Source organism: Gemmatimonadales bacterium (assembly GCA_035502185.1).
In the GTDB taxonomy this organism is placed as follows: Bacteria; Gemmatimonadota; Gemmatimonadetes; order Gemmatimonadales; family JACORV01; genus Fen-1245.
The window spans coordinates 1-12,715 of sequence record DATJUT010000102.1 but is presented as its reverse complement, the minus strand read 5'-3'; the positions used below and the strand labels follow the sequence as shown (position 1 = coordinate 12,715).

At 69.5% G+C, this 12,715-nt stretch carries 11 protein-coding genes and 1 tRNA gene; 7 read left to right on the top strand and 5 right to left on the bottom strand.

From position 1 onward, the window contains the following. Positions 1-64: 64 nt before the first annotated feature. Both VMF70_13685 and VMF70_13680 read left to right on the top strand, forming a co-directional pair. Positions 65-138 (top strand) — tRNA-Pro (locus VMF70_13685). Between the two features lie 214 nt (positions 139-352). Then, positions 353-640, top strand: a complete 288-nt coding sequence (locus VMF70_13680) for a hypothetical protein (protein HTT69069.1) — start codon at positions 353-355, stop codon at positions 638-640. Positions 641-890: 250 nt separating this feature from the next. Here the strand turns inward: VMF70_13680 and VMF70_13675 are convergent, their stop codons facing one another. Further along, positions 891-1,322, bottom strand: coding sequence for a hypothetical protein (locus VMF70_13675; protein HTT69068.1), 432 nt, complete (start codon positions 1,320-1,322; stop codon positions 891-893). Between the two features lie 239 nt (positions 1,323-1,561). Between VMF70_13675 and VMF70_13670 the strand changes: the two genes are divergently transcribed. Next, the gene (locus VMF70_13670; protein ID HTT69067.1) at positions 1,562-4,354 is read left to right on the top strand and encodes a PAS domain S-box protein; all 2,793 of its coding nucleotides are present in this window, start codon (positions 1,562-1,564) and stop codon (positions 4,352-4,354) included. Between the two features lie 78 nt (positions 4,355-4,432). Here VMF70_13670 and VMF70_13665 read toward each other — a convergent pair whose 3' ends face one another. Continuing rightward, a complete protein-coding gene (locus VMF70_13665) occupies positions 4,433-5,155 on the bottom strand; it encodes a hypothetical protein (GenBank protein HTT69066.1) in 723 nt (240 codons plus the stop codon). 222 nt (positions 5,156-5,377) lie between these two features. Here VMF70_13665 and VMF70_13660 point away from each other — a divergent pair, with 222 nt between their 5' ends. Continuing rightward, positions 5,378-5,890, top strand: coding sequence for an OsmC family protein (locus VMF70_13660; GenBank protein HTT69065.1), 513 nt, complete (start codon positions 5,378-5,380; stop codon positions 5,888-5,890). 43 nt (positions 5,891-5,933) lie between these two features. Here the strand turns inward: VMF70_13660 and VMF70_13655 are convergent, their stop codons facing one another. From VMF70_13655 to VMF70_13645, 3 genes are all read right to left on the bottom strand, one after another. Beyond that, positions 5,934-7,811 carry a serine/threonine-protein kinase gene (locus VMF70_13655; GenBank protein HTT69064.1) on the bottom strand — a complete coding sequence of 626 codons (1,878 nt, stop codon included), beginning with the start codon at positions 7,809-7,811 and terminating at the stop codon, positions 5,934-5,936. A gap of 67 nt (positions 7,812-7,878) precedes the next feature. Further along, on the bottom strand, positions 7,879-8,061 hold the full coding sequence (locus VMF70_13650; protein ID HTT69063.1) for a hypothetical protein: 183 nt from the start codon (positions 8,059-8,061) through the stop codon (positions 7,879-7,881). A 578-nt stretch (positions 8,062-8,639) separates the two neighbouring features. Then, the gene (locus VMF70_13645) at positions 8,640-9,893 is read right to left on the bottom strand and encodes an SLC13 family permease (GenBank protein ID HTT69062.1); all 1,254 of its coding nucleotides are present in this window, start codon (positions 9,891-9,893) and stop codon (positions 8,640-8,642) included. Positions 9,894-10,196: 303 nt separating this feature from the next. Between VMF70_13645 and VMF70_13640 the strand changes: the two genes are divergently transcribed. The 3 genes from VMF70_13640 to VMF70_13630 all read left to right on the top strand — a co-directional run. After that, complete coding sequence (locus VMF70_13640; GenBank protein HTT69061.1) at positions 10,197-10,343, top strand: hypothetical protein; 147 nt, start codon at positions 10,197-10,199, stop codon at positions 10,341-10,343. Positions 10,344-10,356: 13 nt separating this feature from the next. Further along, the gene (pgm, locus tag VMF70_13635) at positions 10,357-12,027 is read left to right on the top strand and encodes a phosphoglucomutase (alpha-D-glucose-1,6-bisphosphate-dependent) (GenBank protein ID HTT69060.1); all 1,671 of its coding nucleotides are present in this window, start codon (positions 10,357-10,359) and stop codon (positions 12,025-12,027) included. 63 nt (positions 12,028-12,090) lie between these two features. After that, on the top strand, positions 12,091-12,715 hold a 625-nt coding region (locus VMF70_13630; GenBank protein ID HTT69059.1), incomplete at its 3' end, for an HAD family hydrolase.

Genomic DNA, 12,715 nt, shown 5'->3' with positions numbered 1-12,715 from the left:
CGCCGTAGCGTGGAGCTTGGCCTGTGGCCGCCGCTGGGTGGGGGGGTTAGATTCCGCGCCGTCACGGGACGTGGCGCAGCCCGGTAGCGCACCTGAATGGGGTTCAGGGGGTCGCGGGTTCGAATCCCGCCGTCCCGACTCGACAAGCCTCGATCCAGCAGCAAATTGCCGGGTCGGGGCTTCTCATTATGACCGGCAGGCTGCTTGGGTTGCAGTCCGTCTGGCTCGCCGAGCCGGTCGATCGGCTGCCGTTCCAGTCCTGTTCCGAGCGACGTATCTTGCCGCCAGTCTCCGGCGCTGCATCTCGGCCCAGCTCCGGAGGGGACGCTAGACCTCTGCCTTGAGCGCACTCATGGATAACGGCACGCTGGCCCTTCTCATCCCCGTCCTCGCTCTTGCCATTCCCATCGTCGCCATCGTTTCCAACCGACTGGTCAAACTCCAGCAGCTTCGGATCGAGGAGGCGAAGGTCAGGGCTGGGACCGGCGACGGTGCCGCACCCGAGTCTCTCTCTGATGAAGTCGCCCAACTCCGCCAGGAACTGGCCGACGTACAGGAGCGGCTCGACTTCGCTGAGCGCACGCTTGCTCAAGTGCGCAATCGCCCACCGCTCGCGGCGGGTCCGGAGAAGCAGAAATGACAGCCTGGCGGGCCCTCGCACAGGCGCTATGAGGGCTGTCCTTTGGCGAGGCGATGGCTGACCCGCGTCTCACCATCGTGCATCAGCCGCGAGTTGCCGGGCTACGAGGAGTACTGCACCCGGACGCGCTACCGACTGGTCCCGGTCGTGTGGTAGGTGGGGCGAGTGATTCGTTGGGCCGACTGACTGCCGTTGCTCGCGGTTTCCGACCCGTGATTGTGCCCGCGCTCCGAATGTCTTTGGCGAGCTGCTAGCGATCCGGTGACCCGGATTGGAAGAGCGGGTCGGCGAGGGCAGCTGCGGGCGGAGTCCAGTTCGGGGGGAGACCCAGCCACTCCAGTGCCGCCGCCCGGTCGCGGAACACCTGCAGCTCGTCCCCTGCCTCGCCCCGCAGCATCTCGTGCATCCGCGCCAGTCCGAAAATGATGTCCGTGGCCACGAGGACGGCGCGACGGGCATGCTCCCCGAATGGATTGATCTGCGCGAGGACGAGGAGCCCCTTGGGGGTGACGCGCGGCTCGCCGACGTCGGTGAGGTCTTGCAACTGACGGAAGCTCGGCTCGAACCGCGGGTCCGCCCGGAGTGCCCGCGAATGTGCCTGAAGCTCCTCGTCCGTCAATGCGCCCCAGGCGCGACTCCAGACCACCCGGTTTCCCAGGTCGAGGCGGTATGTGGCCGGCATGGGGGCCAACGTACGGCGCCTCGGGCGCCGCCACCAGACCGGCCGGACGCTCGAGCTGCAAGTCGTTGTTCGAGTTGATGATGCGATGGCGGGCCAAGGGGTCGGCACTCCTCGTGCTGGCACTCGCCTTGCAGTTACCCGTCCTTCGGATGACGACGCCATCCCGATCCTGGCCGTCACCTGGCGGTCGGCTGTGCCGATTCGCACCGTAGCTGGGCACGCTGTGGCGGGGGTATTGGATGCCGACGAGACCGCGTGGGGGCACGAAGCCCGGGAAGCGCAAGGAGGCAGCGCAGCCGAAGGTGCGCGCCGGCCTCCCCTGGGAGTCCGTGCCCGATGGCATGTACAGGCTCCGCGGCGCTCACGGGACGATCGAGTTTCTGAGCACGGCGTTCGGGTTGCTCACGGGGTGGTCGGTCAACGAGTGGGTCGGCCGGTCGTTCGCGGAGCTCGTTCATCCGGAGGATCTGCCCGAAGCCGCCGCCCGGTACGAGGCCACGTGCAGGGGTGAGAGCGTGCCGCCCTACGAGTTGCGGGTCAGGACCCGGGCGGGCGACTACCGGCTCGGCGAGGTCCATAGCGCCCCCTACGTCGAAGACGGGCGCGTGGTTGGCGAGATCGGCATCGTTCGCGACGTCACCGAGCGCCGGGCCACCGAGAAGGCACTGCGCGAGAGCGAGGCGCGCTTCCGCCTGATGCTCGAGGCGGCCCTGGAGGGGATCGGCCTCCTGGAGGACGGCCGGGTCGTAGACTGCAACGAGGACCTGGCCGCGATGCTGGGGTACACGCGAGACGAGGTGATCGGGAGATCGGTCTTCGATTTCGTGGCTCCCGAAGACACGGCCAACGTGGCCGAGCGCATGCGGTCGGGGCCGATGGGCCCGTCCGAGCAGAGGGCGCGACGCAAGGACGGCTCCACGTTCCACGTCGAAGTCCAGGGACGTCCGCTCCCGTACCAGGGCCGGCAGTTGCGCGTCGTCGCCATCCGGGACATCACCGAGCGCAGGCGAGCGGAGCTGGTGCAGCACGCGATCTTCCGCATCTCCGAGGCGGCGCACACCGTGGTCAGCCTGCAGGATCTGTTCGCGGCGCTGCACCGGATCGTGGGCGAGCTGATGCCGGCGCGAAACTTCTACATCGCGCTGTACGATGCCGAGACCGACACCCTCAGCTTCCCCTATTTCCAGGACCAGTACGACGACACTCCCGCGCCCAAGCCGCCGGGCCGAGGCCTGACGGAGTACGTGCTGCGGACGGGCCGGCCGTTGCTGGCCACTCCGGAGGTGAGCCGCGAGCTCGAGCGCCGCGGAGAGGTGGAGCTGATCGGCGCCCCGTCCCTGGACTGGCTCGGCGTGCCGCTCGTCGCGGCCGGGAAGACCACGGGCATCCTGGTGGTGCAGACCTACGAGGAGGGCGTGCGCTACTCGACGGGAGATCTCGATCTCCTCCAGTTCGTGTCCGCGGAGATCGCCATGGCCGTGGAGCGCAAGCGGGCCGAACAGGCGTCGCGAGAGAGCGAAGAGCAGTTCCGCCAGCTGGTCGAGCACATGCACGACGCCCTGATCCGCGACGACGTCGCGGGCAACATCACCTTCGCGAACGACCAGTTCCTCGCCCTGTTCGGCTTCGAGCGGTCGCAGCTGCGTCATCTCACGCTCGGCGACTACGTCGCACCGGAATGGCGGGAACGACTGCGGGAACGGCACGACCGCCGGCTGCGCGGTGAGGCCGTGCCCGGCACGTACGAGTTCGAGGGCATCGGTCACGACGGGAGGCGGCTCTGGCTGGAGGTGGACGTCGTGCCGCTGAGGGACCGGTCCGGCCGCCCGATCGGAACGCAATCGGCCATACGCGACATCAGCGAGCGCAAGGCGCTGGAGGCGCAGCTCAGGCAGGCGCAGAAGATGGAAGCCGTGGGGCATCTGGCCGGCGGCGTCGCGCACGACTTCAACAACCTGCTCACCACCATCCTCGCCTCCCACGAGCTGCTGTCGGCGGAGTTGCCCGCCGATGGGGCGCACGCGGAGGAGCTCGAGACGATCCACCAGGCCGCGCGCCGGGCGGCCGAGCTCACGCGCAACCTGCTGGCCTTCAGCCGTCAGCAGGCCATCGAGTTGCGCGCGGTGCCCCTGGGCGAGCTGGTCGGCGGCTTCGCGCGGCTCGCCCGCCGGATTCTCCCGGAGGACATCGAGGTCGCCGTGCAGGTCGGGACGCCGGACTCCGTCGTCCACGCCGACTCGGGGGCCGTCGAGCAGATGCTGATGAACCTCGTCACGAACTCCCGCGACGCCATGCCGGGCGGCGGCACGCTGCGCCTGGCCGTCGGCCGCGAGGTGCTGGACGAGGAGTTCCGCCGCGCTCATGGCTGGGGCAAGCCTGGCGACTACGTCGTGCTCACGGTGGCCGACACCGGCCGGGGCATGGAGCCGAAGACGCTGCAGCGCATCTTCGAGCCGTTCTTCACCACCAAGCCCGTGGGCGCAGGCACCGGCCTGGGCATGGCCATGGTGTACGGCCTGGTCAAGCAGCACGACGGCTTCATCAACGTCACCAGCGAGCCGGGGCAGGGCACGACGGTCCGGATCTACTTCCCGGCCCTCGCCGAATCAGCCAGTCCCGCGCCCGTGGTCGCCGCCAGCGCGACCCGCGGAGGCGACGAGACCATCCTGCTGGTCGAGGACGACGCCACGCTCAAGCGCACGGCCACGCGGGTGCTGGAGAAGTACGGCTACACGGTGACCACGGCCGCGGACGGCCTCGACGCCCTCAACATCATCCGGACCGGGCAGGCGGCGCCGGACCTGATCATCAGCGACGTGGTGATGCCGCACGTCAGCGGGCCGCAGCTGCTGAGCGCCCTGCGCGACGCGGGCGCGACGCCGCGGATGCTCTTCACCAGCGGATACGCGACGCGCGACGTGCGAGAGCGGGCGCTGCTCGAGAGCGGCGTGCCGTTCCTCTCCAAGCCGTGGACGATCGCCGAGCTGCTCCGGAAGGTCCGCGAAGTGCTCGAGGCGCCTCCCGCCGGCTGAGGCAGCCGAGCGGCTCCAGCAGTACCTCGCCGCTCGAAATCCGCGAGCAGCACTGCGCCAACAGCCGCGCCCGGGCCGTCACTGCTCCGGCAGCGCGGGTGCCGGCGAGCCGTCGGACCACGCGCGCAGCGGCACCATGAACACCGCGACCCGTTCGGGTGCGCCGAGGAACTGGGGATTCAGCAGCACGGGCGAGCGGGCGAGGTCGGCGCCCCACGCCCCGCTGTCCGACGCCACCGCGTAGAACATGAGGTGCGGCACCCAGTGCCCGGCGGAGTCGTCGAGGAAGGCGTCCTTGGACATCATGTAGCTCATCGCGCCCGGCTCGAGGGGCGGCAGCGTGCTGCGCGCCAGAGCGGCGCGGACGCCGTCCACCGTCGGCGGCTTCGATGAGCCGGACAGGACCAGCGCCGTGCGATTGAGGGTGAGGGGCAGGATGGACCGCGCGGCCGCCGGGTTGAAGCAGGTCGGGCCCCGCAGCCGCGGGTTCCAGAACTGCTGCGCATCGAGCGGCGACATCCACGACCGCTCCACTATGCACACGAAGCCGTTCCTCCCCTCCACGGCCCGCTCGTAGCCGTGCGGGCCCAGCACCAGGATGGTCGCGTCGCGCGAGACGGCATCCGGCGCCGCGCTGCGGGCGAGCGCGATCTCGGCGGCACGATCCGGGATCAGGTACGCCGCGATCGGGGCCATGGAGGCGTAGGGCGCCTGCCCGGACTGGGCCCATGACCGGGCGGTCACGGTGCCGACGAGCGCGGCGGCGATGACGAGCGAGCGTACCGAACGTGCGATGGTCATGGGTTGCCTCCGGGGGACGTTTCCTCTTCGGCGGGACCTCCTCCGTATCACCTTGAACCCGATCCAGTTCCCCGACGACGTGTTACACTTCTATCGTTCACGGCCAGACGGACACCCCCGACCTGCCGCGGTCTCGACGACCCTGGCGAGTCGCGCTGTCGCCCGTCCCGGCTTCGCTCGACGACCGTGCGGGCGTCGGAGCCAAGGCGCACGAGAGGGACCATGGATCGCCAGCAGCTGCGCGAAGCGCAGTCTCCGTTGAAGGAAAAGTACCGAAGCGACCCGGCCGCGGCCGTGGTAACCCTGCGGGCGACGGGCAGGCTGGGAGAGGGCGTCTCCTGCAACGTCGAGACGGGTCGCGCGCTCGTACAGGCGGGCCTTCACCCCGCGACGGGTGGAACCGGCCTCGCCGCGTGCTCCGGGGACATGCTCCTGCAGGCGCTGGTGGCGTGCGCGGGCGTCACGCTCTGCGCGGTGGCCACATCGATGGGATTGGCCGTTCGCGGCGGAACGCTCACGGCGGAAGGCGATCTCGATTTCCGGGGCACGCTGGGCGTTTCGAAGGAGGCTCCGGTGGGGTTCCGCGACATTCGCCTGCAGATCTCCCTGGACAGCGACGCCGCGGAGCCGGAGAGGCGCAAGCTGCTGGAGCTGACCGAGCGCTACTGCGTGGTGTACCAGACGCTGGTCGGTCGGCCGTCCGTGCGCCTGTCGTATGCGGAGGCAGCGGGCTGATCGACCGCTGAAGGCGGCGCGCCGGGGCGCTCGCGCCCCGTGCTCAGTCCCGCAGCTCCTCGATGCCGGCCGTGCGCAGCAGGCGCGCGTACCTCGGGTCGCGGGCCAGGCCGTGGTGGTCGTAGGGGAGATCGTTGAGGACGCGACGCAGCCGGCCCGGCCGGTGATGGTACGCGCGCTCCACCCAATCCATGGCCTGGGTCCACTCACCCAGCTCGGCCAGCACGATGATGATCTTGTCGCCCAGCAGGCGGGTGCTGCGGGTTTCGGCGAACGCGCCGTCCCGCTCCGCCAGCGTCGTCAGCGTCGCCAGCTCGCGCCGCAGGTCGCGCTCGCGCGCGACGAGCCATCCGTGCTGCGCGGCGTCCTCCGCGACGGCGGCGATGCGGTCGGTATCGCCGCGGATGCCGAGCAGCTGGCGGCGCGCGTCGAGGGCCTCGTCGTGGCGGCCCGCGCGGTGGCAGCTCATCTCCAGGCGCTCGAGCGCCGCATCGTAGCGCGGGTGCAGGCGCAGCGCCTGGCGCAGCGGTGCGATCGCCTCGTCGTAACGGCCCAGGGCCATCAGCACGTCGGCGAGGCCGACGTACATGAACGCGGCCTTCGGCGCGAGCTGCACGGCCGAGCGCATGTGGTCCAGCGCCTCGAGCGGGCGCCCCGCGATCCGCAGCCAGGCTCCGTACATGCGATGCGCGTCGGGGTCGTCCGGGTCCAGCTCGACGCTGAGGGCCAGCTCCGAGCCGGCCATCTCGAAGTCATCTTCCCAGTAGAGGAACACCGTCCCCAGCGCCATGTGCACCGCGCCCAGGGTATCGTCGATGGCCAGGGCCCGCAGGCGCAGTTCCCGCGCCTTGGGCAGGACCTCGTCCCGGTCGGCGAAACCCCGCACCCCCAGGACCAGATACAGGTTCGCCAGCGCGGTGAGCGCCGCGGCGCTGCCCGGCGCCTTGGCCACGGCCTTCTCGGCGTACACCCGGCCCATGAGCAGCTTCTCCTGGGCGCCTTCACCTCCCTGCGTGGAGTGGGTGTACAGCTCGCGCGCCTTGGCCACGAGCTCCCGGACCTCGGGCGGGTCGGCCATCACGTCGTGCGGCTCGGACCGGCGGGCCGAGGCGACGCGCTTGGGGCCCGGAGTGGACTCCAGCGGCCGGAGGGCGTTGAGCACGGCGGCCGCGTCGGCCGGGCGCCGGTCCCGGTCCTTGGCCAGAAGCTGCTCGACCAGCGCCGCGAGCGCGGGAGCCACGTCCGGCCGGCAGACGCATACGGGCTCGACGGGGTCGGCGAAATGGGCGGCGAGCGTCGCGACGGCGGAGGTCCGCACGAAGGGAGGCCGGCCGGCGAGCAGCTCGTAGGCCACGCACCCCAGGCTGTAGAGGTCGGCCCGCCCGTCGAGGTCCGGCTGGTTCGATGCCTGCTCGGGACTCATGTACGCGACGGTGCCGATGATCATGCCCGTGGCCGTCAGCGAGATCCCGTCGGGCGCCGCCTGCTCGCCCGCGGCGATGCCGAAGTCCGCCAGCAACGCCCGCCCGCCGTACCAGAAGATGTTCTCGGGCTTCACGTCGCGGTGCACGACCCCCATGGCGTGCGCGTAGGCCAGGGCCTCGGCCGTGTCGGCGATGATCCGCATCACGTCCGCGGGCGCCACCGGCCGGCCGCCGTCGAGCTGCGCGCGCAGCGTGGCGCCGTCGATGAACGGCATCACGTAGTAGAGCCAGCCGTCGGATTCCCCGGAATCGAACAGCGGGACGATGTTGGGATGCACCAGCTGCGCGGTGAGCCGGATCTCGCGCGCGAAGCGCTCGGCCCCGAGCGCGCGGGACAGCTCCGGCGTCAGCACCTTGATCGCGACCGCGCGGCCCAGGATCCCGTCCCGGGCGAGGAACACCGTGCCCATCCCGCCGCGGCCCAGCTCGCGTGTCACGGTGAAACGGGCCGGCAGCGACGGCCTGAGCGCTGCCCCGGTCATGTGCGGCGGTGGCGGGGAGGCACTAGCGGTGCAGCGCCTCCCGGATGCCGGCGAGGTGCTGGAACGCGCTTCGCACCGGGCGGTGCTCGATGAAGGGCCGCGCCGTCGGCGGCGCGCCGGCCTCGCGCGACGGGCGAGCGGCGCGGTCCAGCTCCGCCGCGCGCCACTCGGCGTCGCACAGCCCCTCGACGAAGCTGGCGGGCATATGCGCTCCAGGCTCCATGCGGTCCGCGAGTGCGTCGGCGCGGGCGCCCATCGTCCCTCGGTTTGCTCGGTGAGCCGTAATCCTAACTGACCGGATGGTGTGTGCCTAGAGATGCGACCGGCAGAGGGTTGCGGTGAGGGGTGCCGTGACGGGTGGTGAAACACACCTCGGAGTCCCGCACGGCGGGGCGCAGAATCCGGCTTCGACGCTCGGAATCCCTCGAGAGTCCGGCATTTCGTCGTCTTGCGAGGGATCCCTGAGCCCCATGGGGTTCAGGGGTCGCGGGTTCAAGTCCCGCCGTCCCGACTTCACAAGCTCCGATCCGGCATGGACTTGCCCGGTCGGAGCTCTGCGCCGCTCACGGAACCGTTGCCGACCGGCTGCCCGGCGACACCTCGTAGTGACCGATGCCTCGATGGTGGAGGACATGGGCTGTCTCCGAGTGATGGTTGAGCCGCGCGCTCCACGCGATGAGGCCGCGTGGAAGCACCAACTCGGGCAGTTGCAGCGGCTCCAGCTGAGGGCGCCCGGGGGTCGGCGCACGCCGCCCCGGTAGAGGAACGACTACGGGCCGCACTTCAGTTCATGAGCCTCACCCACGCCAGCAGGCCGGCCATGGCGGCTACCGTCACCGGCACCCCGAAGCGTGCGAAGTCGCGGAACGAGATGGTGATCCCCAGTTCGCGCGCTTGTTGGACGACGATGATGTTCGACACGCTGCCGAGGATGATGAGGCTCCCGCCGAAGCTGTTGGACAGTGCCAGCACGTAGGCGGTCGGCGGATGCGCCACGGGGACCACCCTCACCAGCAGCAGCACCGCCGCGGAGTTGTTGATCAGGTTCGAGACCACGGCCGTCACGACGGCCAGAACGGATGGCGACTGGAGATTCAACCCAGCATGCCCGAGCCACAGCACGGCGTGTTCGCCGTAGCCCGTGGCTTGGAATGCGCCGGTCACCACGAACAATCCCAGGAACAGGACCAGAATCGACCAGTCCACCTTGCCGAGCAAGTCTTCGGTCGGGTACGTCCGGCTGGCGAGATGAATGGCGGCGGCGGTCAAGGCGACGATTTCCTTGGGCACCGGCGAGAAGAAGAACGCGACGACCAACCCCAGAATGACCAGGCCCTTGACCGTGTGCGCACGGTTGAACGGCAGGAGAGATGGCCTCACGCTCGCCGGGACCGGCGCCGAGGACGCGAGGCTGCGACGGGACATCGTCCAGATGAGAGCGTAGGCACAGCCGAGGGCAAACAGCACCGGCGAGATACACCAGAGCAGGTATCGCCCGAAATCCAGTCCGGCAACCTGGGCGATGAGCATGTCTTGCGGATTGCCGACCACCGTGGCGGCCGCACCGATGTTGCTGGCAATTGCCAACGCGATGAGATAGGGAACGGGATTGAGCTGCCGGCGGAGCAGCGCCGTCGCCACGACGGGCGCGAAGACGAAACAGATGATGTCGTGATTGAGAAACGCCGATAGTCCTGCCGCCACCAGCATCAGGGTAAGCAGGAACCGCGCGGGGTTGTCGAGCCGGGCCGAGACCGCGTTGGCCACCTGGTCGAAGAAGCCGGACAGGCGCAATTGCGCGGAGATCACGAAGAAGCCGAACAACAGCAGGATCGTCGGCCAGTTGACGAAACCGATCACCGCCGTCGTCGGCAATCCGGAGAAGACCATGATGGCAATCGCGCCCAGCAACGCGATGCCGGTGCGGTTCACCTTGAAGCCGGGCACATGCCCGACGGCGACGCCGAGATAGGTGAGCGCGACAATCGTCAGTACCACGGTCGTCGGAGGAGAAGGGGTCATGGTGGCGGCGCTCACGCGGAGCCTTGGCGTGGGTGATCGGGAACTGTCTCCGGCGGGTCAAGCCCTCCCCGGCCACCGGCGTCCGACCTACGGCTGCGCGCAAGACAGCCGGCCGCTGGAGGCAGCCGAATCGTGGCGCAGGCCGACACCGCCCGCGGATTCGGCTGGTGGACGATAGTCTGGCGGCAAGCGACTCGGCAAGATCACGCAATGCAGGAGCCCAGCCAGGGTGTGTGTCGCCGTGCGGAGCCCCGTCGCGCCCTCGGATCCGGCAGCGACCCTTCCGCGCGGTGCACCCCGGAGACAATGTGAAAGGATGTGCCGGCGGTCGACGGGCCGTCGTTCTCCCGGGCCCTCTGGCGGATCGGGGCGGCGGAGGACGAGCGGGTGGCCGCGGCCGCCGAAGAGATGTTCCTGCGCGAGCTGGAACGGTCGCGCGAGGTGAGGGGAGGGCAGCCGCAATGAGCCGCGGAAACTCATGAAGACGAGCCCTCTCGCAGGCAGGCCGGCGGAACCCGGGATGCTGGTCGACGTGCCCAGGCTCATCACGGCCTACTACACCGAGGCTCCCGACCCGTCGGTGCCGGAACAGCGGGTGGCGTTCGGCACCTCGGGACATCGCGGCACGGCCTTCAACCGGTCGTTCAATGAAGGTCACATCCTGGCCATCACCCAGGCGATCTGCCTCCATCGAAAGCGGCAGGGCGCCGGTGGCCCGCTCTATCTGGGCATCGACACCCACGCGCTGGCGATCCCGGCTTACGCAACCGCGCTCGAGGTGCTGGCGGCCAACGGAGTCGAGGTGATGCTCGCGGCGGGGGACGAATACACGCCGACCCCGGTGATCTCCCACGCGATCCTGTCGTACAACCGAGGCCGCACGACGGGGCTGGCCGACGGCATCGTCATCACGCCGTCCCACAATCCGCCACGCGACGGCGGGTTCAAGTACAACCCGCCCAACGGCGGGCCGGCGGAGTCCGCGGTCACCGGTTGGATCGAGGCGAAGGCCAACGAGCTGCTCGAGAGTGGCCTGCGGGAGGTGAAGAGGATCCGGTTCGAGAAAGCTCTTCGCGCGTCAACGACGCACCAGCACGACTACCTCACGGCGTACATCACGGATCTCGCCAACGTGCTGGACATGGAGGCCATTCGCGGGGCGAAGATCACCCTTGGGGTCGATCCGCTCGGCGGCGCAGGGGTCCACTTCTGGGGGCCGATTGCCGAACGCTACGGGTTGAACCTCACGGTGGTGAGCGAGGCCGTCGATCCGACCTTCCGGTTCATGACCGTGGATTGGGACGGTCAGATACGGATGGACCCGTCGTCGGCCTACGCGATGCAACGATTGATAGGGATGAAGGACCGTTTCGACCTGTCGTTCGCCTGCGACACGGACCATGACCGGCACGGCGTCGTCACCCGCAGCGCGGGACTGCTGCCGCCCAACCACTACCTCGCCGTTGCCATCTTCTACCTCTTCCAGCACCGGCCGAAGTGGCGCCAAGAGGCGGCGATCGGCAAGACGGCGGTGAGCAGCCAGATGATCGATCGCGTCGCGGCGAAGCTCGGCCGGCCGCTCTATGAGGTGCCGGTCGGCTTCAAGTGGTTCGTCGACGGCTTGCTCGACGGTTCACTGGGCTTCGGCGGCGAAGAGAGCGCCGGGGCGTCGTTCGCCCGTCTGGATGGCACCGTCTGGACGACGGACAAGGATGGCATCATCCCGGCGCTGCTCGCGGCCGAGATCACCGCGCGCCTGGGCCGCGACCCCGGGGAGATCTACGGCGACCTGACCCACGAGCTCGGCGAGCCGGCCTACGACCGGGTCGAAGCGCCCGCGACCCCGGCACAAAGGAAGCTGCTCGCGGCGCTCTCGCCCGGCCAGGTGCGCTGCCCCGACCTCGCCGGGGAGAAGGTCCAGAGCGTCATCACGGAGGCGCCAGGCAACCACGCGCCGCTCGGCGGCGTGAAGGTGACCGCCGCAACCGGCTGGTTCGCGGCCCGGCCATCGGGCACCGAGGACATCTACAAGATCTACGCCGAGAGTTTCCGGGGGAAGGACCAGCTGGACCGGATCGTGGAGCAGGCCCAGGCGATCGTGGATGCGGCGCTCGCGGCCGGAACGCCGAATGCCGCACGCCGATCATGAAGATGTTCCGTCACCCACGGAGTTCGTCGTGAATCCCATGAACGACCGAGCCGGGACGACCACGTGAGCGCGCCCGCCGACGTGGTGTTCCTCCTCGACTGCGACAACACGCTGCTCGATAACGACCGCGTGCAGGACGACCTCCGCGATCACCTGGCGCGGGAGTTCGGGCCGGCGTGTCGGGATCGGTACTGGGCAATCCTCGAGCAACTGCGCGCCGAGCTCGGATACACCGATTACCTGGGTGCCCTGCAGCGCTACCGGATGGGAGACATGGGCGACACCCGGCTGCTGCTGATGTCGTCGTTCCTGGTCGATTATCCGTTCGCGACCCGGCTGTACCCCGGCGCGCTCGACGTCGTCCACCATCTACGCACCTGGGGATTGACCGTCGTGCTGTCGGATGGCGATGTGGTGTTCCAGCCGCGCAAGATCCAGCGCTCCGGGCTCTGGGCGGCGGTGGAGGGACGGGTGCTGATCTACGTGCACAAGGAGCTGATGCTCGATGCCGTCGCCGCGCTCTATCCCGCCCGGCATTATGTCATGATCGATGACAAGCAGCGCATCCTGGCAGCGATGAAGAGTGTCTGGGGCGACCGCGTGACGACGGTCTTCCCCCGTCAGGGACACTACGCGCTCGACCCGCACAACCTCGCCGCGTATCCCGCGGCCGATCTCACGGTCGAGC